Source organism: Anoxybacillus eryuanensis (genome assembly GCF_051200995.1).
Taxonomy (GTDB): domain Bacteria; phylum Bacillota; class Bacilli; order Bacillales; family Anoxybacillaceae; genus Anoxybacillus; species Anoxybacillus tengchongensis.
Map to the genome: position 1 here is coordinate 75,820 of NZ_JBPODS010000006.1, position 21,407 is coordinate 97,226.

Consider the following 21,407-nt stretch of genomic DNA (forward strand, 5'->3'; position numbering starts at 1 on the left):
CTCCTTTTCTGGTTACACTGCATAACAAGAAAGGGGAGATAAACGATGAATAAATACGTGATTATTTTATATATAACAATGATTATGATCGGTGCGATTATTACAATATACGGTCAACAAACCGAAGCGCAAGGAGATGTCGTCATTCCAAATGAAGCGGTACGGTTGCGCATTTTAGCGAATAGCGATTCGCCAGATGACCAAGCGTTAAAGCGCGCCGTTCGCGATGCGGTCAATGAACAAATTACGACATGGGTAAGCGACCTAACATCATTTGAAGAAGCAAAGCAGGTTATTGCCCAACATGTGCCAGACATTGAACAAACGGTCGCTCGCGTTCTTCATGAGAAGAAGAGCGATCAGTCTTACAAAGTGACGTTTGGACGTGTATCATTTCCAACGAAAATATACGGCTCATACGTATATCCAGCAGGTGAGTACGATGCCGTATTAATTACGCTCGGCAAAGGTGAAGGAGCGAATTGGTGGTGCGTTTTATTCCCACCGCTCTGTTTTCTCGACTTTTCCACAGGTGAAGCCGTTCGTTCTGTAGAAAAACAAGTTGAACAAGGGAAACAAGTCGATCAAATAAGTGAACAACCGCTTGTTGTCGAGGATGAACAGCAAATAGAAGTGAAATTTTTCGTTGCGGAAGTATGGAAAAAGCTCATGCAATAAATATATCCACAAAATTATCAACAAAAAAGAAAAACATATCCACAATTTGTGGACAATTATTGAGTATTTTGTATGAATCTTTTATACTCATGGAAGAAATGGCTGTAAAATGCTTGTCAGATGTCGATAAACAAACAAGCAACTTGAATATGTATGAGGTGAAAACGTTGAAAACACATGTGTTTTTTGTGGATAAAAATGTGGATGACTTAAACAGTTGTCCACAAATTATACAGGCAGCGTCGTATTTACAGCGAGGTGAGCTTGTCGCATTTCCGACAGAAACGGTGTATGGTCTTGGTGCGAACGCGATGTCCACAGCAGCTGTGGAAAACATTTTTGTAGCGAAAGGAAGACCGAGTGATAATCCACTCATTGTCCACATTGCAACGACAGAACAATTGCACGATATTGCTTGCGACATTCCTCCTGTTGCATCCACATTGATAGAGCATTTTTGGCCTGGTCCGTTGACACTCGTCCTTCCAAAAAAAGAAGCGGTCTCCTCGCGCGTTACTGCAGGGTTAAATACGGTGGCGGTGCGCATGCCGAATCATCCGATCGCTCTTGCGCTCATTCAGGCAAGCGGCCTGCCTATTGCTGCACCAAGTGCGAATCGTTCCGGAAGACCAAGTCCGACAACGGCTAAACATGTGCTTGATGATTTAGATGGACGCATTGCGGCCATTGTCGATGGAGGGGCGACAGGAGTTGGGGTTGAATCGACGGTTATTGACTGCACGACAGCGATCCCAACGATTTTACGACCGGGTGGCGTAACAAAAGAGGACATTGAACAAGTGATCGGTGTTGTGGATATCGATCGTGCGCTTGTGGAAAAAGAAGCGGTGCCGAAATCTCCGGGGATGAAATATACGCATTATGCTCCGAAAGCGCCGTTAATTGTCGTGAACGGTTCTTCGGCCTTTTTGCAACAACTTGTGAATGAAAAGCGTGCCAACGGCTTAAGAGTAGGGGTGTTGACGACGGAAGAACGACGTCACACATATGAATCTGACGTTGTCATTCCTTGTGGACGACGGAACGATTTACGGACCGTTGCTCAACAACTATATGATGTACTGCGAGCGTTTGATGAAACAAATGTTGATATCATTTATAGCGAATCGTTTCCGTATGAAGGAATCGGTGTAGCCATTATGAATCGTTTATTAAAAGCGGCAGGTCATGAACAAATCATGGAAAAATGATGTCTAAACTCCTTAGGGTGTGCATATGTTAACGTGAAGGCACGTCCTAAGGAGGCTTTGTATGATTGGGGAAATGATCACATTAGCGATGATGGCATTTGCGTTGGGGATGGATGCATTTTCAGTCAGCCTTGGTATGGGTTTGCTTCAGCTTCGTTTGAAGCAAATTGCCTACATTGGATTAACGGTAGGTTTTTTTCATATTGTCATGCCTTTAGCTGGGATAGTGATCGGTCGATTGTTATCTGTTCAGCTTGGTCATATGGCGACATATATCGGGGGAGTATTATTGTTTATTCTTGGTGTGCAAATGGTTGTCGCTTCTTTTCGTCATGAACAAGAACGTTGGTTGAGGCCTGTTGGCATCGGTTTGTTTTTATTTGCATTTAGCGTTAGCCTCGACAGTTTTTCTGTTGGATTAAGTTTAGGCATTTACGGAGTAGAAGTCGTATTTGCGGTGATTGCATTCGGATTGACGAGCATGGTGTTAACATGGATGGGATTGCTTCTTGGACGCCGTTTTCAACGTTGGTTAGGTACATATAGCGAGGCGTTAGGTGGTACTATTTTACTTTTATTTGCATGTAAACTATTATTTCCTTTGTGAGCTGGGGGATTCCAGTTCTTTTTCTTTTGTTTAGTCTATATTTTGTCCTACGGTTTGCTTTATAATAATAGTAAACATGTGGGAAATGATGAGAGGTGTGAATAGTGAGTCAAACGAACGTTTTGTTTGTATGCACAGGAAATACGTGTCGAAGTCCGATGGCGGAGGCACTACTCAAGCATAAACAACTCCCGCACGTGCAAGTGAGGTCGGCTGGAGTTTTTGCGTTTGATGGGAGCGAAGCATCACAACATGCGAAAGCAGTGCTTGCTGAAAAAGGAATCGACATCGATCATCGCGCTTCGTTGTTAACGAAAGAACATATTGACTGGGCGACATACGTATTAACGATGACCGAAAGTCATAAGCAACATGTGTTAGCGCGTTTTCCAGAGGCAGAAGGAAAAACGTATACGTTAAACGAATTTCTTGGTGACGATAAAGATGTTATTGATCCATTTGGTGGCTCGATTGATGTGTATCGCCAAACGCGCGATGAGCTCGAACAAGCAATCGAAAAGCTACATGAAAAGCTATAAAGCAGGGGGGATATACGATGGGGGGAAAATATACATTTAGCTTACAAAAGAAGTTAGCCATTTTTACAACTGTATTAGCAATCATTACGTATTCAACAAGCGCCTTTTACATTTATGTGCTTTACGACTATGTCAAACCGTGGCTTCCGTTTAGTGAAAATACGTTTACCATTTTGACGCTGTTGCTCGGTATTTTTTGGTCTGGTGTATTGGCATATTATGCGGCACGTTTCATTACGAAACCGCTTTCTCAACTTGAACAAGCTGCATTAAAAGCAGCAAAAGGTGAAATCGGACAAGATGTACCTGTACCAAAGTCAGATGATGAAATTCGTTCGCTTGCGCTTGCGTTTAACGATATGTTGCGCAGTTTGCGGGAAATGGTACAAAGTATTCAACAAAATTTTGCACATACGAATGAAAAAGTAGTAGAGATGACAAATGTGTCCCGCATCGCTGCAGAACAAGCGGAAAACATTGCGCGCACGATTGATGAAATTTCAAAAGGGGCGGATAATTCCGCTGTTGCGATGCAAACGACAGCCGAAGCGGTAGAAGATGTATTAGCGATCGCAGGAAATGTACAACAAAAAGCGATGCAGTCTGAAAAGCTATCGACTGAGATGGTAGCGAAGCTCGAAGAAAGCCGTCGCGTCATCGGCTCGCTTATCGCTGGTATTCAACAATTAGCGAAAAACAACGAGGCATCGCTACATGTGGTGCGACGTTTAGAAGATCATGCGAAAGAAGTTGGACAAATTATTTCGCTTGTTGGGGATATTGCAGGGCAGACGAATTTATTAGCGTTAAATGCTTCAATCGAGGCAGCGCGTGCTGGTGAGCATGGCAAAGGTTTTGCTGTCGTTGCAGAAGAAGTAAGAAAGCTAGCGGATGAAAGTGCCAAGGCGGTACAAGGCATTTCAGAGCTCGTTCAAAACATTCAACATGAAGTAGCCAACGTCGTTAACCAAATTACAGAACAAGTGAACAAAGCAAATGACGAAGCGAAAAAAGGAAACGAAACAAATGAAGCCATTTCCCATATGAGCGCATCCATTCATGAAGTAGCAGATGCCGTGAAACAAATTGCTCAACTTGTTGATGAACAAACGAAATACATTCAACAAACATCTGTTCAATCGCAAGAGGTGGCTGCTATTGCCGAGCAAACATCCGCTGGGGCGGAAGAAGTGACAGCAGCGACACAAGAGCAAACAGCCGTTATCGAGAGCGTGCGTGAACTAGCAATGGAACTTGGAGAACAAGCAGAAAAATTAAAACAAACGATTGCTCGTTTTCGTTTATAAGCATAATAAATGATGAAAAGACCGTCTCGACCCGTTAAAATGAAAAGAGACGGTTTTTTCTTTACAACGATTGAGGAGGGGTTCAAACGTGAAAGTAGCAATTGCATCAGACCATGGTGGTATTCGTATTCGTGAGGAAATAAAACAGCTAATGGATGAAATGGGGATTGAATATACAGATTTTGGATGTGAATGTGAAGCGTCGGTCGATTATCCAGATTACGCGTTGCCGGTCGCAGAGAAAGTAGCGAGCGGTGAGTTTGACCGCGGCATTTTAATTTGTGGGACAGGCATTGGAATGAGCATTGCTGCAAATAAAGTGAAAGGTATTCGTTGTGCGCTCGTTCATGACGTATTTAGTGCGAAAGCAACGCGCGAGCATAACGACAGCAATATATTAGCAATGGGCGAGCGCGTCATCGGACCAGGACTGGCGCGCGAAATTGTAAAAGTATGGCTGACAACCTCATTTGAAGGAGGCCGTCACGAAAAACGCATTCAAAAAATTTCGGCTTATGAAAACGAGCAATAAAGGTGGGATTGTCGTGACGGACATGGAACAATGGCGTAGTCAATGGCAAAAGGCGCTTGCTGAGTTTCGTGCCCAAGTATTACTGACGGAAAAAGATGTTATCGTCGTTGGATGTAGTACAAGTGAAGTCATTGGGGAAAAAATTGGGACGGCAGGCACGATGGACGTGGCGGCGATGTTGTTTCAAGAGCTAAAACGGTGGCACGATGAGACGGGTGTGCAACTTGCATTTCAATGTTGTGAACATTTAAACCGAGCATTAGTTGTCGAGCGAAAAACAGCAATGACAAAGCAGCTTGAAATCGTGAGCGTTATTCCCGTTCGCAACGCAGGAGGAGCGATGGCAGCATATGCATATACGCAGCTAGATGACCCTGTCGTCGTTGAACATATTCGTGCAGATGCGGGGATTGATATTGGCGCTACATTAATCGGTATGCATTTGAAACATGTTGCGGTTCCTGTTCGCACATCGATTAAGCAAATTGGGCATGCGACCATTACATTTGCGAAAACGAGACCGAAACTGATCGGGGGCGAGCGTGCCGTCTATTCACAAGAAAAGGCGAACAAATCATGTTCACTCGGTTAATTTTGTTCACTTTTTCATTTGAAAATGTGTTAAGATAAAAAAGAATATTCACAATTTAGGGGAGGATTGTCAATGAGTCGCTTGTCACAGCAAGATCCACAAGTATTTCAAGCTATTCAAGATGAATTGAAACGACAACAAACGAAAATTGAGTTAATTGCATCGGAAAACTTCGTTAGTGAAGCCGTGATGGAAGCACAAGGATCCGTATTAACAAACAAGTATGCGGAAGGATACCCGGGACGTCGATATTACGGTGGTTGTGAACATGTTGACGTCGTTGAGGAGCTTGCGCGCGAACGTGCAAAACAATTGTTCGGAGCGGAGCATGTAAATGTTCAGCCGCATTCTGGGGCACAAGCGAACATGGCGGTATATTTTACGATTTTGGAGCATGGGGATACTGTACTTGGCATGAATTTATCACACGGGGGACATTTAACACATGGAAGCCCGGTGAACTTCAGTGGTATTCAATACAATTTCATCGAGTACGGCGTTGATCCAGAGACGCACCGCATCAATTACGACGATGTTCGCGAAAAAGCATTAAAACATAAACCGAAATTGATCGTTGCTGGGGCAAGTGCATATCCTCGCACGATTGACTTTGCGAAGTTTCGTGAAATCGCTGATGAAGTAGGCGCTTATTTCATGGTTGATATGGCGCATATCGCAGGGCTTGTGGCGGCAGGTTTGCATCCGAATCCTGTTCCGTATGCACATTTTGTCACGACAACGACGCATAAAACGCTGCGCGGTCCGCGCGGGGGCATGATTTTATGCCAAGAGCAGTTCGCCAAACAAATTGATAAAGCGATTTTCCCAGGTATTCAAGGCGGCCCGCTCATGCATGTCATCGCTGCAAAAGCCGTTGCGCTCGGTGAGGCGTTACAAGACGATTTCAAAACATATGCGCAAAACATTGTGAACAATGCGAAACGTCTAGCGGAAGCGCTAGTGGCAGAAGGTTTTACACTTATTTCAGGTGGAACAGACAATCATTTATTATTAATTGACCTTCGTTCAATCGGATTAACAGGAAAAGTGGCTGAAAAAGTGCTTGATGAAATCGGTATTACAGTCAATAAAAATACGATTCCATATGACCCGGAAAGCCCGTTTGTCACAAGCGGTATTCGCATCGGTACAGCAGCAGTAACGAGCCGTGGCTTTGGACTCGAAGAAATGGATGAAATTGCGCGCATCATTTCGCTTGCGCTCAAACATAAAGATGACGAGCAAAAATTAGACGAAGCGCGCCGTCGTGTGGCTGCGTTAACTGAAAAATTCCCATTGTATGCATAATGATAGGTGTCCCGGACTGGGGCACCTTTTCTTCAGTTGAATCATCCGTTGTTTTTATGTAAAATTTACAAGAATGCATATTACAAAAAGGGGCGACTGACATGAGTAAAGTGTACGTATTTGATCATCCGTTAATTCAACATAAGCTTACATACATTCGCGACAAACATACAGGAACAAAAGAGTTTCGCGAGCTTGTTGAAGAAGTGGCGACGCTCATGGCATTTGAAATTACACGCGACTTGCCACTTCAAGAAGTTGAAATTGAAACACCTGTCAGCAAAGCGAAAGCGAAAGTGATCGCAGGCAAAAAACTAGGGATCATCCCGATTTTACGAGCAGGGATCGGAATGGTGGACGGCATTTTAAAGCTCATTCCAGCGGCAAAGGTCGGACATATCGGTTTATATCGCGACCCAGAGACGTTAAAACCTGTTGAATATTATGTAAAGCTTCCGACTGATGTCGAAGAGCGCGACTTCATTGTCGTCGATCCGATGCTTGCGACAGGTGGTTCAGCTGTTGAGGCGATTCATGCGCTGAAAAAACGCGGCGCGAAAAACATTAAGTTTATGTGTTTAATCGCTGCACCAGAAGGGGTAGAGGCCGTGCAACAGGCCCATCCAGATGTTGATATTTACATTGCCGCATTAGACGAAAAATTGAACGATCACGGCTATATTGTACCGGGTCTTGGTGATGCTGGAGATCGTCTATTTGGAACGAAGTAAGGTGGGCACGATGAATAGACGAAAAGTCATGACCATTTTCGGTACGAGACCGGAAGCGATTAAAATGGCACCGCTCGTGTTAGAATTGCAAAAATATGAAGATATTGAGTCAATTGTGACTGTCACAGCACAACATCGTCAAATGCTTGATCAAGTACTTGATATTTTTGGTATTCAGCCACATTACGATTTAAACATTATGAAAGAGCGTCAAACGCTTGTTGATATTACGACAAGGGCGCTTGCTGGCTTAGACGAGGTCATGAAAAAAGTAAAACCAGACATCGTTCTTGTCCATGGCGACACAACAACGACATTTGTCGCTAGTCTGGCAGCGTTTTATAACCAAATTGCCGTCGGGCATGTGGAAGCAGGACTTCGAACGTGGAATAAGTACTCGCCGTTTCCAGAAGAAATGAATCGACAATTGACGGGGGTATTAGCTGACTTGCATTTTGCTCCAACCGCGAAAGCAGCGGAAAATTTACGTGCAGAAAATAAGCCAGAGCACGCCATTTTCATTACAGGTAACACGGCGATTGATGCGTTAAAAACGACGGTGCGTGAAGCGTATACGCATCCGATTTTAGAAAAGATAGCGGGAAGCCGTATGATTTTATTGACAGCACACCGCCGTGAAAACCTTGGCGATCCGATGCGAAATATGTTCCGTGCGGTCAAAAGGCTTGTGGAAGATTATGATGATGTGCAAGTCGTTTATCCTGTCCATTTAAATCCTGTCGTGCGCGAGTTAGCGAACGACATATTAGGAAATGATGGACGCATTCATTTAATTGAGCCGTTAGATGTTATTGATTTCCACAATTTCGCAGCGAGAGCGCACATCATTCTAACAGATTCAGGCGGTGTACAAGAGGAAGCCCCTTCACTTGGTGTGCCTGTTCTCGTATTGCGCGATACGACGGAGCGCCCTGAAGGCATCGAAGCAGGAACGCTCAAGTTAGCTGGAACGGATGAACAAACGATTTACACGCTAGCAAGTGAACTATTAACAGATGAAAAAGCATATGACCAAATGGCAAAAGCGTCAAATCCGTACGGTGATGGATGGGCATCGAAGCGGATTGTCGAAGCGATTCGCTACTATTTCAAACAAAGCGATGTTCCGCCAACGCCATTTCAACATGAAAAAGGGATGTCATGACGCATCCCTTTTCTTTGCCAAAAATTTTCCCACTTTTTGTGACCGAACGCATTGACATCACGTTTTCACTATTGTATGCTTACAAAGGGATAAGGATAACCTTTTTAAAAATACAGTAAATTCTGAAAATGAAAAGTGAGGCTTTCGTATGCGACAACATGAGCGCCATCCGTTTCGAGCGATCGGTTTGATGACGGCGATATCTTCCCAACTTGTCGGCTCTGTTTTAGTTGGGATTTTCGGAGGGCGTTTTGTCGATGAACGATTTGGCACCGAACCGCTTTTTTTAGTCATTGGTTTGCTTCTTGGCTTGTCGGCCGGTGTTTATGCAACGATTCGCCTCATTCGCTCATTTTTTTCAGGAGAGGAAAAATGAACGAGCTACAGCAACATTGGCGGCGTCACAAGTCATACATACTATATTTGCTGGCGGTTTACGTGCTTGGTTGGTCATTTACACCTTATTCGCAAGCGTTTTCAAGTTTGTTTCTCGGAACGGTCATCAGCCTATATAATGGTTGGACAATGGTGCGGAAAGTTGAACGATTTGGACAAGCGGTTGCGTCTGGCCAAAAAGCGCGCTCGCTTGGCATGATGTCACGTATGGCTGCGGCTGCCTTGGCTGTTTTCATTGCTTTTCGCTGGCCAGATCAATTTTCTGTTGGATGGATCGTATTGGGATTAATGACATCTTATATTGTCATTATAATAGATTTCTTTTTCCAAAAACCAAAAGGGGAAGAGAGGTGAGTACAGATGCATCACGAAGCTCCTTTATACACGTTGTTTGGCTTAACATTTAACTTGGCCAACGTATTAATGATTACGGTTACATCCGTCATTGTGTTTGTCATTGCCGTATTAGCAACACGCAACTTAGCGATGAAGCCAACGGGAATGCAAAACTTCCTTGAATGGGTCATGGATTTTGTCAAAGGCATTATTAAAAGCAATATGGATTGGAAAACAGGTGGACGCTTTCATATGCTTGGGATGACGCTCATCATGTACATTTTTGTAGCGAATATGCTCGGTCTACCATTTTCAGTCGTCATTGATAACAAGTTATGGTGGAAATCCCCAACAGCTGACCCGGTTGTGACGTTAACGTTGGCAACGATGGTTGTGGCGTTATCGCATTACTACGGCATCAAACTTAACGGTTTCAAAGAATATGCAAAAGGGTTCGTTAGCCCGATGCCAATTTTATTCCCGCTAAAAATTATTGAAGAGTTTGCAAACACATTAACGCTCGGTCTCCGTCTATACGGAAACATTTTTGCGGGTGAAATTTTGTTAGCGCTCTTGGCGGGAAGTTTAGCGACAGGAGTCGGCGGAACGATTGCGGCGATCATTCCAACGATCGCATGGCAAGGATTTAGTATTTTCGTCGGCGCGATCCAAGCGTTCATCTTCACGATGTTAACAATGGTTTATATGGCGCACAAAGTGAGTCATGACCATTAATTTTCATACACATTCATTTCAACATAAAAAATTGAAGGAGGACTTTTCAAATGGGTGTATTAGCAGCTGCAATTGCAATTGGTTTAGCGGCACTTGGTGCTGGTATTGGTAACGGTTTAATCGTATCTCGTACAGTGGAAGGAATTGCACGTCAACCAGAGGCGCGCGGTATGTTACAAACAACAATGTTCATCGGGGTAGCGTTAGTCGAAGCGATCCCAATCATCGCGGTCGTTATCGCGTTCATGGTTCAAGGTCGCTAGAACTGAGCGCTCGTTCGAAACGAGCTATAACTGCATACGGAAACGAAACTCGTTCAACAATGGCGAAGATCATTCCATGAGAACCTTCGCCATTCCTTTATGTTCGTACGCACACGTTCCGATCGATAATTCGGGCGATTTTTGAAGGGAGTGAAACGCGCGGTGGTAAACATGTTTGTATTAGGTGCTGGTGGACATGGGTTCAACGGCGGCGACATCTTATTTCAATTAATCATGTTCCTCTTGCTCATGTTCTTGCTTCGTAAATATGCGTTCGGTCCGTTAATGGGCGTCATGAAACAACGCGAAGAGCATATTGCGAACGAAATTGAGCAAGCAGAAAAGCATCATCAAGAAGCGAAAAAGCTTGCAGAAGAGCAACGCGAATTAATGAAAAAATCACGCCAAGAAGCGCAAGCACTGATTGAAGAAGCTCGCAAGCTTGGTGAAGAACAAAAAGAACAAATCATTCAAGCCGCTCGCCAGGAAGCAGAGCGCCTAAAAGAAGCAGCGAAAAAAGAAATCGCACAAGAAAAAGAACAAGCGATGGCAGCGTTGCGCCAACAAGTTGCTTCGTTATCCGTACTTATTGCATCAAAGGTTATTGAGAAAGAGTTGAGCGAACAAGATCAAGCGAAGCTGATTAACGAGTACATTCAAGAGGTAGGAGAAAGCCGATGAACAAACAAGTCGTAGCGAAACGATATGCGTCGGCACTTTTTGAAATTGCGAAAGAACAACAGCTTCTTGATCAGCTCGAACAAGAACTTCGCGTCGTCAAACAAGTGTTTGCACAAAATGAAGCGCTTCTTTCTGTGTTAAATCATCCGAAAATTGCACTAGCGAAAAAGAAAGCGCTCGTTCAAGAAGCATTTGCAAACATTTCGACGGTATTGCAACATACGCTCATGTTGCTTTTAGATCGCCATCGCATCGATATCGTCAACGATTTAGCTGATGCGTTTATTGCGCTAGCGAATGAGGCGCGCGGTGTAGCCGAGGCGATCGTTTATTCCGCTCGTCCGTTAACGGAACATGAAACGAATGCGCTTGCAGATGTGTTTGCGAAAAAAGTCGGCGTCGATACGCTTCGCATCACGAACATCATCGATAAAGATGTGATCGGTGGCGTCAAAGTGCGCATCGGAAACCGCATTTTCGACGGAAGCGTCAGCGGAAAATTAGCAAGATTACAGCGACAGTTAACTCGCTAACATTTATAGATAGGGGTGAAATGCATGAGCATCAAAGCGGAAGAAATTAGCGCGCTGATAAAAAAGCAAATTGAAAACTATCAGTCTGAAATCGAAGTGAGCGATGTCGGTACAGTCATTCAAGTCGGTGACGGAATCGCTCGTGCTCATGGCCTCGACAACGTTATGTCAGGAGAGCTTGTTGAGTTTGCCAACGGCGTCATGGGATTGGCGCTAAACTTAGAAGAAAACAACGTCGGTATCGTTATTTTAGGGCCGTACACAGGTATTAAAGAAGGCGATGAAGTACGTCGCACAGGTCGCATTATGGAAGTGCCAGTCGGTGAAGCGTTAATCGGTCGTGTCGTCAATCCACTAGGACAACCGGTAGACGGACTTGGTCCAATTGAAACGACAGAAACTCGTCCGATTGAAAGTCCAGCCCCTGGTGTTATGGATCGTAAATCTGTTCATGAGCCATTACAAACGGGAATTAAGGCGATTGACGCGCTTGTTCCAATCGGTCGCGGTCAACGTGAGTTAATTATCGGGGACCGTCAAACAGGTAAAACGTCCGTTGCGGTAGATACAATCATCAACCAAAAAGGTAAAAACATGATTTGTATTTATGTCGCAATCGGACAAAAAGAATCAACCGTTCGTAACGTCGTTGAAACGTTGCGTAAATATGGTGCATTAGATTACACAATCGTCGTTACAGCATCTGCGTCACAACCAGCTCCGCTTTTATTCCTAGCGCCATATGCGGGCGTAACGATGGGCGAATACTTCATGTACAAAGGACAACACGTCCTTGTTGTATACGATGATTTATCCAAACAAGCGGCAGCGTATCGTGAGCTTTCGTTATTATTACGCCGTCCACCAGGTCGTGAAGCGTATCCGGGTGACGTATTCTACTTGCATTCTCGCTTGCTTGAGCGCGCAGCAAAATTAAGCGATGCGAAAGGTGCAGGTTCATTAACAGCGTTGCCGTTCGTTGAAACACAAGCGGGCGACATTTCAGCATACATCCCAACAAACGTCATTTCTATTACGGACGGACAAATTTTCTTGCAGTCTGATTTGTTCTTCTCAGGCGTGCGTCCAGCGATTAACGCCGGTCTTTCTGTATCGCGCGTCGGTGGTGCAGCGCAAATTAAAGCGATGAAAAAAGTATCAGGTACGTTGCGTCTTGACTTAGCGGCATATCGCGAATTAGAGGCGTTTGCACAATTCGGTTCAGACCTTGACAAAGCGACACAAGCAAAACTTGCTCGCGGTGCGCGCACAGTTGAAGTATTGAAACAAGGTTTACATGAGCCGCTACCAGTTGAAAAACAAGTAGCGATTATTTACGCATTAACACGCGGCTTTTTAGACGACATTCCAGTAGAAGACATTCGCCGCTTTGAAAAAGAGTTCCATGCGTGGTTAGATAAAGACGAAAACGGTCAGAAACTAATGGAACATATTCGCACAACAGGCGATCTTCCAAACGAAGAAGACTTCAACAAAGCGATTGAAGCGTTCAAAAAGACGTTTGTTGTATCCGAGTAAGAAAAGTGAGCGGAACAGCATAGCTGTTCCGTCCCCTTTCAACAATTGAGCGAAAAAGGTGGTGAAACCTTTGGGAGCATCGTTACGCGATATAAAAGCACGCATTAACACGACAAAAAAGACGAGCCAAATTACAAAAGCGATGGAAATGGTCTCGGCATCGAAATTAAACCGTGCTGAGCATAACGCAAGATCGTTTACACCGTATATGGAAAAAATTCAAGAAGTTGTGGCGAGCGTTGCGCTCGGTAGCAATGACGCTTCTCATCCAATGCTCGTAAAGCGCCCGGTAAGAAAGACGGGATATTTAGTAATTACATCGGATCGTGGCTTAGCTGGCGCCTACAATAGCAACGTGCTTCGTACCGTTTTTCAAACAATTCAAGAGCGTCACCGTTCGGCAGAAGAGTATGCGATTATTGCAATCGGTCGCGTCGGTTTAAATTTCTTTAAACGCCGCAATATCCCGGTAGCTCTACATATTACCGGTTTGCCGGACCAGCCGACATTTGCGGACATTAAAGAAATTGCGAACAAAACAGTAAACATGTTTGCAGATGGTACGTTCGACGAGCTGTACATGTTTTACAACCATTTCGTAAGCGCCATTCAACAAGATGTGACGGAGAAAAAGCTATTGCCTTTAACGGATTTAGCTTCTGATAAAAAGTTGACAACTTACGAATTTGAACCGTCACAAGAAGAAATTTTAGAAGTATTGTTGCCACAATACGCTGAAAGCTTAATTTATGGTGCGTTGCTTGATGCGAAAGCGAGCGAGCATGCGGCGCGGATGACAGCGATGAAAAACGCAACAGACAACGCAAAAGAATTGATTCGGACACTTACGCTTTCTTACAACCGTGCCCGCCAAGCAGCGATTACGCAAGAAATTACAGAGATTGTGGCCGGAGCGAACGCATTGCAATAAGGTTGATTAGCAGTTAGGAGGGAAAACGATGGCAAAAGGACGCGTTATTCAAGTTATGGGTCCTGTTGTAGACGTCAAGTTCGAAGACGGACACTTACCTGCGATTTACAACGCCCTAAAAATTAAACATAAAGCGCGTAGCGAAAAAGAAGTCGACATCGACTTAACGTTAGAAGTAGCCCTTCACCTTGGGGACGACACAGTGCGCACAATTGCGATGTCAACGACAGACGGATTAGTGCGTGGTATGGAGGTCATCGATACAGGAGCACCGATTTCAGTTCCTGTTGGTGAAGTTACACTCGGACGCGTATTTAACGTATTAGGAGAACCAATTGACTTAGGCGAAGACATTCCAGAAGATGCTCGTCGCGACTCCATTCACCGTCCAGCACCAAAATTTGAACAACTTTCAACACAAGTTGAAATTCTTGAAACAGGAATTAAAGTTGTTGACCTTCTTGCCCCTTATATTAAAGGTGGAAAAATTGGTTTGTTCGGTGGTGCAGGTGTAGGGAAAACGGTTTTAATCCAAGAATTAATTAACAACATCGCGCAAGAGCACGGTGGTATTTCTGTATTCGCTGGCGTTGGTGAGCGCACGCGTGAAGGAAACGACTTGTATCATGAAATGAAAGACTCTGGCGTTATTAACAAAACAGCGATGGTATTCGGTCAGATGAACGAGCCACCTGGAGCACGTATGCGCGTAGCATTAACAGGATTAACAATGGCGGAATATTTCCGTGATGAGCAAGGACAAGACGTATTGTTCTTCATCGATAACATTTTCCGTTTCACGCAAGCCGGTTCAGAGGTGTCTGCGTTATTAGGACGCATGCCTTCGGCGGTAGGTTACCAACCGACACTTGCGACAGAAATGGGTCAATTACAAGAGCGGATTACATCAACAGCTGTCGGTTCGGTTACGTCGATCCAAGCGATTTACGTACCAGCGGACGACTACACAGACCCAGCACCAGCGACGACGTTCGCACACTTAGACGCAACAACAAACTTAGAGCGTAAATTATCAGAGATGGGTATTTACCCAGCGGTAGACCCGCTCGCATCGACATCTCGTGCGCTTTCACCTGACATCGTTGGGGAAGAGCATTACCAAGTTGCACGTAAAGTACAACAAACGTTGCAACGCTATAAAGAATTGCAAGATATTATTGCCATCCTTGGTATGGATGAGCTTTCTGAAGAAGATAAACTTGTCGTTCATCGCGCTCGTCGCATTCAGTTCTTCTTATCACAAAACTTCCACGTCGCTGAACAGTTTACAGGACAACCAGGTTCATATGTTCCTGTAAAAGAAACAGTTCGTGGCTTTAAAGAAATTTTGGAAGGAAAATATGACCATCTTCCAGAAGATGCGTTCCGCTTAGTCGGCCGTATTGAAGAAGTTGTTGAAAAAGCGAGAAAAATGGGCGTAGAAGTTTAATAAGGGACCGAGGAGGATTTTTTCATGAAGACGATTAAAGTCAGTGTCGTAACTCCGGACGGCCCAGTATATGAAGCGGATGTGGAAATGGTGAGCGCTAAAGCGCAAAGCGGCGAACTCGGCGTGTTGCCAGGGCACATTCCGATGGTCGCACCGCTAGAGATTGGCGCAGTTCGCTTAAAAAAGGGAAATGCGACTGAACTTGTAGCGGTGAGCGGTGGCTTTTTAGAAGTTCGCCCTGATCGTGTAACGATTTTGGCGCAAGCTGCAGAACGAGCAGAAGATATTGACGTTGCGCGGGCAAAAGCGGCGAAAGAACGGGCTGAACGCCGTTTGCAAGCGAAACAAGATGAAATTGATCATAAACGGGCAGAATTAGCTTTACGTCGTGCAATTAACCGTTTAAATGTGGCAAATCGTCACTTTTAACCCTAAGAGCATCGTCTCTTAGGGTTTTTTGTTTATTTTTGGAACAAGTTTTATCGACACATATGTGAAGAAGTGATATAATGTTATCGGTTACAGTCGTAATAGTGTGATGTTTTTGAAAAATGTGTATAAAGTCACAAAGGGGTGGGACATCGTTGAACGTTTATGTAAACAGTTATGTAGTCGTCTTTGTGTTTCTTTGTTTAGGTATTTTACTTCCAATCGTTGCGCTTACAGCGGGACGTTTTCTTCGCCCACATGCGCCAAATGCAGCGAAACAAACGACATACGAAAGCGGATTAGATCCGTTTCACGATTCGCGAGTGCAATTTAATGTGCGGTATTACATTTTTGCATTACTGTTCGTTATTTTTGATGTAGAGACTGTATTTTTATATCCGTGGGCGGTCGCGTTTGAAAAACTCGGTGCATTTGCGCTCATTGAAATGCTTATTTTCGTCGTCATGTTGTTAATTGGACTTGTGTATGCTTGGAAGAAGAAGGTGTTAAAATGGATGTAAAATTATTGAACGTATCAGATCAAGAAATGGAAGAAATGCGTCGCAACGTTTTTTTAACGACATTAGAACAGTTAAAAGCATGGGCGCGTAGCAATTCCTTATGGCCGCTCACGTTTGGTCTTGCCTGTTGTGCCATTGAAATGATGGGAGTCGGTTCTTCGCATTACGATTTAGACCGCTTCGGCTCTTTCTTTCGTACATCGCCTCGTCAATCAGACGTCATGATCGTTTCAGGAACGGTGACGAAAAAAATGGCTCCCATTGTTCGCCGTTTATATGATCAAATGCCTGAGCCGAAATGGGTCATTGCGATGGGTTCATGTGCGACAGCAGGTGGGCCATATGTGAAATCGTATTGCGTCGTGAAGGGTGTCGATCAAATTGTACCTGTTGACGTATACATTCCAGGCTGTCCACCAAATCCAGCTGCATTAATTTATGGCATTAACAAACTAAAAGAGAAAATTCGCTACGAAGCGAAAACAGGAAAGAAGGTGCTGTAAATGAGCGAGGAAAAAGATTTACAGCAACTAAAAAAAGAAGCAGCGGAACGCGCAAAACAATTAGCGAAAGAGCGACTGGCAGCGAAGCAAGCAGCGGAACAAACTGAGCCTCCGCTCGAAAGCGAAGATGACCTTGCGCTTGCGAAGAAAAAAGCGGCCGCAGCGGCGAAAGCGAAAGCCGCGGCGTTAGCAAAACAAAAAGCCGCAGAGTCTGGAGAATTAAGCGAAGAAGAACTAGCGAAGAAAAAAGCAGCGGCAGCAGCGAAAGCAAAAGCCGCAGCGTTAGCGAAACAAAAAGCGGCAGAGGCCGGAGAATTAAGCGAAGAAGAACTAGCGAAGAAAAAAGCGGCCGCGGCAGCGAAAGCAAAAGCCGCAGCGTTAGCGAAACAAAAAGCAGCGGAGATAGGAGACTTAAGCGAAGAAGAATTGGCGAAGAAAAAAGCGGCCGCAGCAGCGAAAGCGAAAGCCGCGGCGTTAGCAAAAGCCAAAAGTGCAGATGGCGGCGAAGAAAAAGAGGAAAAGCCGTCACTAAATCAGCCATATCTCGACAAATACGTCAAAGTCATTGAAGAGCATCTCGGAAAAGATGTGTTAGAAAACGCTTACATTAATCGTTTGTCGAAAGATGTACCAACGCTTGTTGCTAAAAAAGATACATATTATAAAGTGGCTGAGTTTTTAAAATATAATGAGCAACTAAGTTTTGATTATTTATCTGAGTTGCACGGAACAGATTTTCAAACGCATATGGAAGTGTACGTCCACTTGTATTCTTATAAAAATCGTCAGTCCGTTGCGCTAAAAGTAAAAATTGATCGTGACCATCCGGTTATTGACTCGCTTGTTCCGCTTTGGCCAGGGGCGAATTGGCCGGAGTGCGAAGCGTACGATTTACTTGGCATTCGTTTTGAAGGCCATCCACAACTCATTCGCATTTTCTTAGGGGAAAACTGGGTCGGCTATCCGCTCCGGAAAGATTACGAGCCATACGATATGGAGGGGTAAGGACGTGCTGAGAACAGAAGAGATGCTTTTAAACGTCGGACCACAACATCCGAGCACGCATGGGGTATTTCGCCTCGTGTTAAAAATTGACGGGGAAATTATTAAAGAAGCGACTCCCGTCATCGGTTATCTTCATCGCGGGACAGAAAAAATCGCAGAAAATTTGCAGTATACACAAATCATCCCGTATACAGACCGAATGGACTATTTATCCGCGATGACGAACAACTACGTCATTTGTCATGCAGTAGAAACGATGATGGGCATTGAAGTGCCAGAGCGGGCGGAATATTTGCGTGTGCTTGCGATGGAACTCGGTCGCATTGCGAGCCACCTCGTTTGGTGGGGTACGTATTTGCTTGATATTGGCGCAGTCAGTCCGTTTTTATATGCGTTTCGTGAACGAGAGATGATTATTAATCTATTAAACGAACTATCAGGCGCGCGGCTCACATTTAACTACATGCGTGTTGGTGGGGTAAAATGGGATGCCCCGGATGGATGGATCGAAAAAGTCAAACAGTTCGTTCCATATATGCGTAAGCAGCTCGAAGGCTATCATGAACTTGTGACAGGAAACGAAATTTTCCGCAATCGCGTCATCGGGGTCGGCAAATACACGAAAGAAGAAGCGTTAGCCTATTCGTTAAGCGGCGTTAATTTACGTTGTACAGGGGTGAAATGGGATTTAAGAAAAGACGAACCGTATTCGATTTATGATCGGTTTGACTTTGATGTACCTGTACGCACAGAAGGTGACTGTTTCGCCCGTTATGAATGCCGTCTCGCTGAAATTGAGCAATCGCTTCGCATTATCGAGCAAGCGTGCGAACAGTTTCCGGATGGCGGCGAAATTATGGCGAAAGTGCCAAAAATCATTAAAGCGCCACCGGGTGAAGCGTATGTACGCATCGAATCGCCGCGGGGAGAAATTGGTTGTTATATTGCGAGCGACGGGAAAAAAGAGCCGTATCGCTTAAAATTCCGTCGACCGTCATTTTATAATTTGCAAATCCTTCCGAAACTACTAAAAGGGGAAAATATCGCGAATTTAATTGCGATACTTGGTGCGATTGATATCGTGCTTGGGGAGGTCGATGGATGATGATGGAACAACTTTTGCAGTCGACGCCGAGCTGGACGAATGTCGCCATTTTCTTTGCGATTGGCGTAGGGCTGTTGCTCGTTGTGTTAGGGTTTGTCACGTACGGCATTTTAGCCGAACGAAAAGTGATGGGATTTATGCAAGGACGCATCGGGCCGAACCAAGTTGGAGGTCGCTGGGGATTACTCCAAACAGTTGCTGACGTGTTAAAGCTACTGTTGAAAGAAGATACGATTCCAAAAGCTGCAGATCGTCCGTTGTTCATTTTAGCACCGGTCATTGCGTTTGCTCCTGCTTTTATGGTACTTGCAGCGTTGCCGTTTACGGATGCATTGCAATTTGCTGATATTGGTGTAGGGTTGTTGTATTACATTGCCGTTTCTGGATTAACGACCATCGGGGTTGTGACAGGTGCATGGGCGTCAAACAACAAATATGCATTGCTGGGAGGCATGCGTGCAGCTGCACAAATGATTTCATACGAAGTGCCGCTTGTCATGTCTGTCATTGGTGTCATTTTGTTATCAGGAAGCTTAAACTTAAACGACATTGTTGAAGCGCAAAAAGATGTTTGGTTTATCGTTGTACAGCCGATTGGGTTTCTCGTTTTTCTTGTCGCAGCTGTGGCAGAGTTAAATCGGACGCCGTTTGACTTACCAGAAGCTGAATCGGAACTTGTCGCGGGATTCCATGTTGAATATTCTGGCTTCCGCTGGGCGTTTTTCATGCTTGCAGAGTACGTGTACTTTTTTGCGATGGCGGCATTAACGACCGTGCTCTTTTTAGGGGGATGGCATCCGCTTCCGTTTCTCGGTTTTATTCCAGGAGCTGTTTGGTTTGCATTAAAATTTAGCGTTGTCGTCTTTTTATTCATTTGGTTTCGCATTACGTTTCCGCGTGTGCGTGCCGATCAATTGATGGAATTTGGTTGGAAAGTGTTATTGCCTGTGGCGCTCGTGAATATTTTTGTGACAGCTCTTGTAAAACAACTATTTTTTTAAATAAAAAGGTGGGTGGGCAGAAATGCTCGGTTTAATGAAAGGATTAGCGTATACGCTGAAAAACTTAACAAAAGAAAAAGTGACGTACGATTATCCGAATGAACCGCTTCCGCTGCCGGATCGCTTTCGCGGCATTCAAAAGTTTTATCCGGAAAAATGCATCGTTTGTAATCAGTGCGCAAATATTTGCCCGACCGACTGTATTCAGTTAACGGGTAAAAAACATCCGGATCCGACGAAAAAAGGAAAAATTATTGATACGTACGACATTAACTTTGAAATTTGTATTTTATGCGATTTGTGCACCGAAGTATGTCCGACAGAGGCGATTGTCATGACGAACAACTTTGAATTAGCGGAATATAGTCGCGACGAGTTATTTAAAGATTTAACGTGGCTTGATGAAAACGATACGAACGTGCGGAAGGTGAATAAGCCATGAGTGGACAATATATTGCTTTTTTCGTTCTTGCGCTCATTGCGCTTGGCGGCGGCATCTTTATGTTAAATTTAAACAAAGTCGTCCATATGGTCGTGGCACTCGTCTTTACGTTCGTCAGCATCGCCGGCATTTATGTGCTTTTATCGGCTGAATTTGTCGCGGCTGTTCAAGTGCTTATTTATTCGGGGGCGATTACGATCATTATGTTGTTTGGCATTATGCTTACGCGTCATCAAGATGACGGGCAATCGACAGGTAGTCCGCTTCGAAAAGCGTTCGCTTTGCTCGGTACAGTTGCTTTTGGCGCCGTGATGTATATTGGCATTCGTACGCTCGACTTTGGCAGTGAAGCAGTTGGGCTTCATGATAAAAATACGGAACAAATCGGAATTGCAATATATTCGAAGTACGTCATTCCGTTTGAACTTGCGTCTGTTTTGTTGCTTGTCGCATTAATTGGCGCGGTCATTTTAGCGAAAAAAGATGATAAGGAGGCGGGAGAATGAGCGTACCGTTATCCGCCTATCTCGTATTTGCGCTTCTGTTATTTTGCATCGGATTGTACGGGGCGTTAACAAAACGGAATACAGTAATCGTACTTATTTGTATTGAACTGATGTTAAATGCTGTAAACGTTAATTTAGTCGCATTTAGCAAGTACGGGGTTAATCCAGGCATTACAGGGCAAGTATTTTCGCTCTTTACGATTACTGTTGCCGCAGCAGAAGCAGCGGTTGGATTAGCCATTTTAATTGCACTATACCGCAATCGCAAAACGATTCATATTGATGAAGTTGATTCGATGAAACGATAAAGGATGGGAAACAAAGGGGTTATATATAAAATGCACCTGAAAAAGGGGATGAT

At 44.4% G+C, this 21,407-nt stretch carries 28 protein-coding genes; all 28 read left to right on the forward strand.

Features of this window, described 5'->3' with window-relative positions; genetic code table 11:
- Nucleotides 1-45: 45 nt before the first annotated feature.
- The 28 genes from spoIIR to nuoK all read left to right on the forward strand — a co-directional run bounded on the left by spoIIR (nt 46) and on the right by nuoK (nt 21,354).
- Nucleotides 46-678 carry a stage II sporulation protein R gene (gene spoIIR, locus HNQ84_RS08215; RefSeq protein ID WP_435621786.1) on the forward strand — a complete coding sequence of 211 codons (633 nt, stop codon included), beginning with the start codon at nt 46-48 and terminating at the stop codon, nt 676-678.
- A 149-nt stretch (nt 679-827) separates the two neighbouring features.
- Nucleotides 828-1,889 (forward strand): L-threonylcarbamoyladenylate synthase, encoded by a 1,062-nt coding sequence (locus HNQ84_RS08220; protein WP_183242696.1) that lies wholly within the window; start codon nt 828-830, stop codon nt 1,887-1,889.
- Between the two features lie 61 nt (nt 1,890-1,950).
- Nucleotides 1,951-2,496, forward strand: coding sequence for a manganese efflux pump MntP (locus tag HNQ84_RS08225; RefSeq protein ID WP_183242494.1), 546 nt, complete (start codon nt 1,951-1,953; stop codon nt 2,494-2,496).
- Nucleotides 2,497-2,600: 104 nt separating this feature from the next.
- Nucleotides 2,601-3,035, forward strand: a complete 435-nt coding sequence (locus HNQ84_RS08230) for a low molecular weight protein arginine phosphatase (protein WP_435621787.1) — start codon at nt 2,601-2,603, stop codon at nt 3,033-3,035.
- Nucleotides 3,036-3,052: 17 nt separating this feature from the next.
- Nucleotides 3,053-4,342: a methyl-accepting chemotaxis protein gene (locus HNQ84_RS08235; protein WP_183242490.1), complete on the forward strand. Its 1,290-nt coding sequence runs from the start codon at nt 3,053-3,055 to the stop codon at nt 4,340-4,342.
- A gap of 88 nt (nt 4,343-4,430) precedes the next feature.
- A complete protein-coding gene (gene rpiB / locus HNQ84_RS08240; RefSeq protein ID WP_435621788.1) occupies nt 4,431-4,874 on the forward strand; it encodes a ribose 5-phosphate isomerase B in 444 nt (147 codons plus the stop codon).
- Between the two features lie 22 nt (nt 4,875-4,896).
- Entirely contained in the window at nt 4,897-5,466 is a 570-nt protein-coding gene (locus tag HNQ84_RS08245; protein WP_435621812.1) for a TIGR01440 family protein, read from the forward strand.
- Between the two features lie 72 nt (nt 5,467-5,538).
- Nucleotides 5,539-6,774 carry a serine hydroxymethyltransferase gene (gene glyA, locus HNQ84_RS08250; RefSeq protein WP_435621789.1) on the forward strand — a complete coding sequence of 412 codons (1,236 nt, stop codon included), beginning with the start codon at nt 5,539-5,541 and terminating at the stop codon, nt 6,772-6,774.
- Nucleotides 6,775-6,875: 101 nt separating this feature from the next.
- Nucleotides 6,876-7,505, forward strand: a complete 630-nt coding sequence (gene upp / locus HNQ84_RS08255; protein WP_009360966.1) for a uracil phosphoribosyltransferase — start codon at nt 6,876-6,878, stop codon at nt 7,503-7,505.
- Nucleotides 7,506-7,515: 10 nt separating this feature from the next.
- The gene (wecB, locus tag HNQ84_RS08260) at nt 7,516-8,670 is read left to right on the forward strand and encodes a non-hydrolyzing UDP-N-acetylglucosamine 2-epimerase (protein ID WP_435621790.1); all 1,155 of its coding nucleotides are present in this window, start codon (nt 7,516-7,518) and stop codon (nt 8,668-8,670) included.
- 148 nt (nt 8,671-8,818) lie between these two features.
- Nucleotides 8,819-9,046, forward strand: a complete 228-nt coding sequence (locus HNQ84_RS08265) for an AtpZ/AtpI family protein (protein WP_435621791.1) — start codon at nt 8,819-8,821, stop codon at nt 9,044-9,046.
- Entirely contained in the window at nt 9,043-9,420 is a 378-nt protein-coding gene (locus HNQ84_RS08270; protein WP_435621792.1) for an ATP synthase subunit I, read from the forward strand. Before HNQ84_RS08265 ends, HNQ84_RS08270 begins: the two co-directional genes overlap by 4 nt.
- A 6-nt stretch (nt 9,421-9,426) precedes the next feature.
- Complete coding sequence (gene atpB, locus HNQ84_RS08275) at nt 9,427-10,137, forward strand: F0F1 ATP synthase subunit A (protein ID WP_006319877.1); 711 nt, start codon at nt 9,427-9,429, stop codon at nt 10,135-10,137.
- A 50-nt stretch (nt 10,138-10,187) separates the two neighbouring features.
- Nucleotides 10,188-10,400, forward strand: coding sequence for a F0F1 ATP synthase subunit C (gene atpE / locus HNQ84_RS08280; protein ID WP_003253662.1), 213 nt, complete (start codon nt 10,188-10,190; stop codon nt 10,398-10,400).
- A 171-nt stretch (nt 10,401-10,571) separates the two neighbouring features.
- Nucleotides 10,572-11,081 (forward strand): F0F1 ATP synthase subunit B, encoded by a 510-nt coding sequence (atpF, locus tag HNQ84_RS08285; protein ID WP_055440889.1) that lies wholly within the window; start codon nt 10,572-10,574, stop codon nt 11,079-11,081.
- A complete protein-coding gene (locus HNQ84_RS08290; RefSeq protein WP_435621793.1) occupies nt 11,078-11,614 on the forward strand; it encodes a F0F1 ATP synthase subunit delta in 537 nt (178 codons plus the stop codon). Before atpF ends, HNQ84_RS08290 begins: the two co-directional genes overlap by 4 nt.
- A gap of 24 nt (nt 11,615-11,638) precedes the next feature.
- Nucleotides 11,639-13,153, forward strand: a complete 1,515-nt coding sequence (gene atpA, locus HNQ84_RS08295; protein WP_009360961.1) for a F0F1 ATP synthase subunit alpha — start codon at nt 11,639-11,641, stop codon at nt 13,151-13,153.
- A 70-nt stretch (nt 13,154-13,223) separates the two neighbouring features.
- A complete protein-coding gene (locus HNQ84_RS08300; RefSeq protein ID WP_183242476.1) occupies nt 13,224-14,084 on the forward strand; it encodes a F0F1 ATP synthase subunit gamma in 861 nt (286 codons plus the stop codon).
- 28 nt (nt 14,085-14,112) lie between these two features.
- Complete coding sequence (gene atpD, locus HNQ84_RS08305; RefSeq protein ID WP_183242474.1) at nt 14,113-15,534, forward strand: F0F1 ATP synthase subunit beta; 1,422 nt, start codon at nt 14,113-14,115, stop codon at nt 15,532-15,534.
- Between the two features lie 24 nt (nt 15,535-15,558).
- Nucleotides 15,559-15,963, forward strand: coding sequence for a F0F1 ATP synthase subunit epsilon (locus tag HNQ84_RS08310; RefSeq protein ID WP_032101314.1), 405 nt, complete (start codon nt 15,559-15,561; stop codon nt 15,961-15,963).
- Between the two features lie 122 nt (nt 15,964-16,085).
- On the forward strand, nt 16,086-16,484 hold the full coding sequence (locus HNQ84_RS08315) for an NADH-quinone oxidoreductase subunit A (RefSeq protein ID WP_012576182.1): 399 nt from the start codon (nt 16,086-16,088) through the stop codon (nt 16,482-16,484).
- Nucleotides 16,475-16,987, forward strand: a complete 513-nt coding sequence (locus HNQ84_RS08320; RefSeq protein WP_006319894.1) for a NuoB/complex I 20 kDa subunit family protein — start codon at nt 16,475-16,477, stop codon at nt 16,985-16,987. Before HNQ84_RS08315 ends, HNQ84_RS08320 begins: the two co-directional genes overlap by 10 nt.
- Nucleotides 16,988-17,992 (forward strand): NADH-quinone oxidoreductase subunit C, encoded by a 1,005-nt coding sequence (locus tag HNQ84_RS08325; protein ID WP_435621794.1) that lies wholly within the window; start codon nt 16,988-16,990, stop codon nt 17,990-17,992.
- Between the two features lie 4 nt (nt 17,993-17,996).
- Nucleotides 17,997-19,097: an NADH-quinone oxidoreductase subunit D gene (locus HNQ84_RS08330; protein ID WP_435621795.1), complete on the forward strand. Its 1,101-nt coding sequence runs from the start codon at nt 17,997-17,999 to the stop codon at nt 19,095-19,097.
- Nucleotides 19,097-20,098, forward strand: a complete 1,002-nt coding sequence (gene nuoH / locus HNQ84_RS08335; protein ID WP_075039205.1) for an NADH-quinone oxidoreductase subunit NuoH — start codon at nt 19,097-19,099, stop codon at nt 20,096-20,098. Before HNQ84_RS08330 ends, nuoH begins: the two co-directional genes overlap by 1 nt.
- Nucleotides 20,099-20,120: 22 nt before the next feature.
- Nucleotides 20,121-20,540: an NADH-quinone oxidoreductase subunit NuoI gene (gene nuoI, locus HNQ84_RS08340; protein ID WP_003396988.1), complete on the forward strand. Its 420-nt coding sequence runs from the start codon at nt 20,121-20,123 to the stop codon at nt 20,538-20,540.
- Nucleotides 20,537-21,046: an NADH-quinone oxidoreductase subunit J gene (locus tag HNQ84_RS08345; protein WP_055440770.1), complete on the forward strand. Its 510-nt coding sequence runs from the start codon at nt 20,537-20,539 to the stop codon at nt 21,044-21,046. Before nuoI ends, HNQ84_RS08345 begins: the two co-directional genes overlap by 4 nt.
- A complete protein-coding gene (gene nuoK / locus HNQ84_RS08350; RefSeq protein WP_004892986.1) occupies nt 21,043-21,354 on the forward strand; it encodes an NADH-quinone oxidoreductase subunit NuoK in 312 nt (103 codons plus the stop codon). The genes HNQ84_RS08345 and nuoK overlap by 4 nt, the downstream gene beginning before the upstream one ends.
- Nucleotides 21,355-21,407 lie beyond the last annotated feature (53 nt).

Excerpts from the sequence above, each read along its gene's own strand:
- HNQ84_RS08290 (WP_435621793.1), top strand. The coding sequence starts at position 11,078 with ATGAACAAACAAGTCGTAGCGAAACGATATGCGTCGGCACTTTTTGAA.
- nuoI (WP_003396988.1), top strand. The coding sequence starts at position 20,121 with ATGCTCGGTTTAATGAAAGGATTAGCGTATACGCTGAAAAACTTAACA.
- HNQ84_RS08270 (WP_435621792.1), top strand. The coding sequence starts at position 9,043 with ATGAACGAGCTACAGCAACATTGGCGGCGTCACAAGTCATACATACTA.
- nuoK (WP_004892986.1), top strand. The coding sequence starts at position 21,043 with ATGAGCGTACCGTTATCCGCCTATCTCGTATTTGCGCTTCTGTTATTT.
- HNQ84_RS08320 (WP_006319894.1), top strand. The coding sequence starts at position 16,475 with ATGGATGTAAAATTATTGAACGTATCAGATCAAGAAATGGAAGAAATG.
- HNQ84_RS08325 (WP_435621794.1), top strand. The coding sequence starts at position 16,988 with ATGAGCGAGGAAAAAGATTTACAGCAACTAAAAAAAGAAGCAGCGGAA.
- HNQ84_RS08245 (WP_435621812.1), top strand. The coding sequence starts at position 4,897 with ATGGAACAATGGCGTAGTCAATGGCAAAAGGCGCTTGCTGAGTTTCGT.
- HNQ84_RS08310 (WP_032101314.1), top strand. The coding sequence starts at position 15,559 with ATGAAGACGATTAAAGTCAGTGTCGTAACTCCGGACGGCCCAGTATAT.
- HNQ84_RS08315 (WP_012576182.1), top strand. The coding sequence starts at position 16,086 with ATGTGTATAAAGTCACAAAGGGGTGGGACATCGTTGAACGTTTATGTA.
- atpE (WP_003253662.1), top strand. The coding sequence starts at position 10,188 with ATGGGTGTATTAGCAGCTGCAATTGCAATTGGTTTAGCGGCACTTGGT.
- HNQ84_RS08345 (WP_055440770.1), top strand. The coding sequence starts at position 20,537 with ATGAGTGGACAATATATTGCTTTTTTCGTTCTTGCGCTCATTGCGCTT.
- wecB (WP_435621790.1), top strand. The coding sequence starts at position 7,516 with ATGAATAGACGAAAAGTCATGACCATTTTCGGTACGAGACCGGAAGCG.
- spoIIR (WP_435621786.1), top strand. The coding sequence starts at position 46 with ATGAATAAATACGTGATTATTTTATATATAACAATGATTATGATCGGT.
- atpB (WP_006319877.1), top strand. The coding sequence starts at position 9,427 with ATGCATCACGAAGCTCCTTTATACACGTTGTTTGGCTTAACATTTAAC.
- atpF (WP_055440889.1), top strand. The coding sequence starts at position 10,572 with ATGTTTGTATTAGGTGCTGGTGGACATGGGTTCAACGGCGGCGACATC.
- glyA (WP_435621789.1), top strand. The coding sequence starts at position 5,539 with ATGAGTCGCTTGTCACAGCAAGATCCACAAGTATTTCAAGCTATTCAA.
- atpA (WP_009360961.1), top strand. The coding sequence starts at position 11,639 with ATGAGCATCAAAGCGGAAGAAATTAGCGCGCTGATAAAAAAGCAAATT.
- HNQ84_RS08235 (WP_183242490.1), top strand. The coding sequence starts at position 3,053 with ATGGGGGGAAAATATACATTTAGCTTACAAAAGAAGTTAGCCATTTTT.
- atpD (WP_183242474.1), top strand. The coding sequence starts at position 14,113 with ATGGCAAAAGGACGCGTTATTCAAGTTATGGGTCCTGTTGTAGACGTC.
- nuoH (WP_075039205.1), top strand. The coding sequence starts at position 19,097 with ATGATGGAACAACTTTTGCAGTCGACGCCGAGCTGGACGAATGTCGCC.
- HNQ84_RS08220 (WP_183242696.1), top strand. The coding sequence starts at position 828 with ATGTATGAGGTGAAAACGTTGAAAACACATGTGTTTTTTGTGGATAAA.
- upp (WP_009360966.1), top strand. The coding sequence starts at position 6,876 with ATGAGTAAAGTGTACGTATTTGATCATCCGTTAATTCAACATAAGCTT.
- HNQ84_RS08265 (WP_435621791.1), top strand. The coding sequence starts at position 8,819 with ATGCGACAACATGAGCGCCATCCGTTTCGAGCGATCGGTTTGATGACG.
- HNQ84_RS08225 (WP_183242494.1), top strand. The coding sequence starts at position 1,951 with ATGATTGGGGAAATGATCACATTAGCGATGATGGCATTTGCGTTGGGG.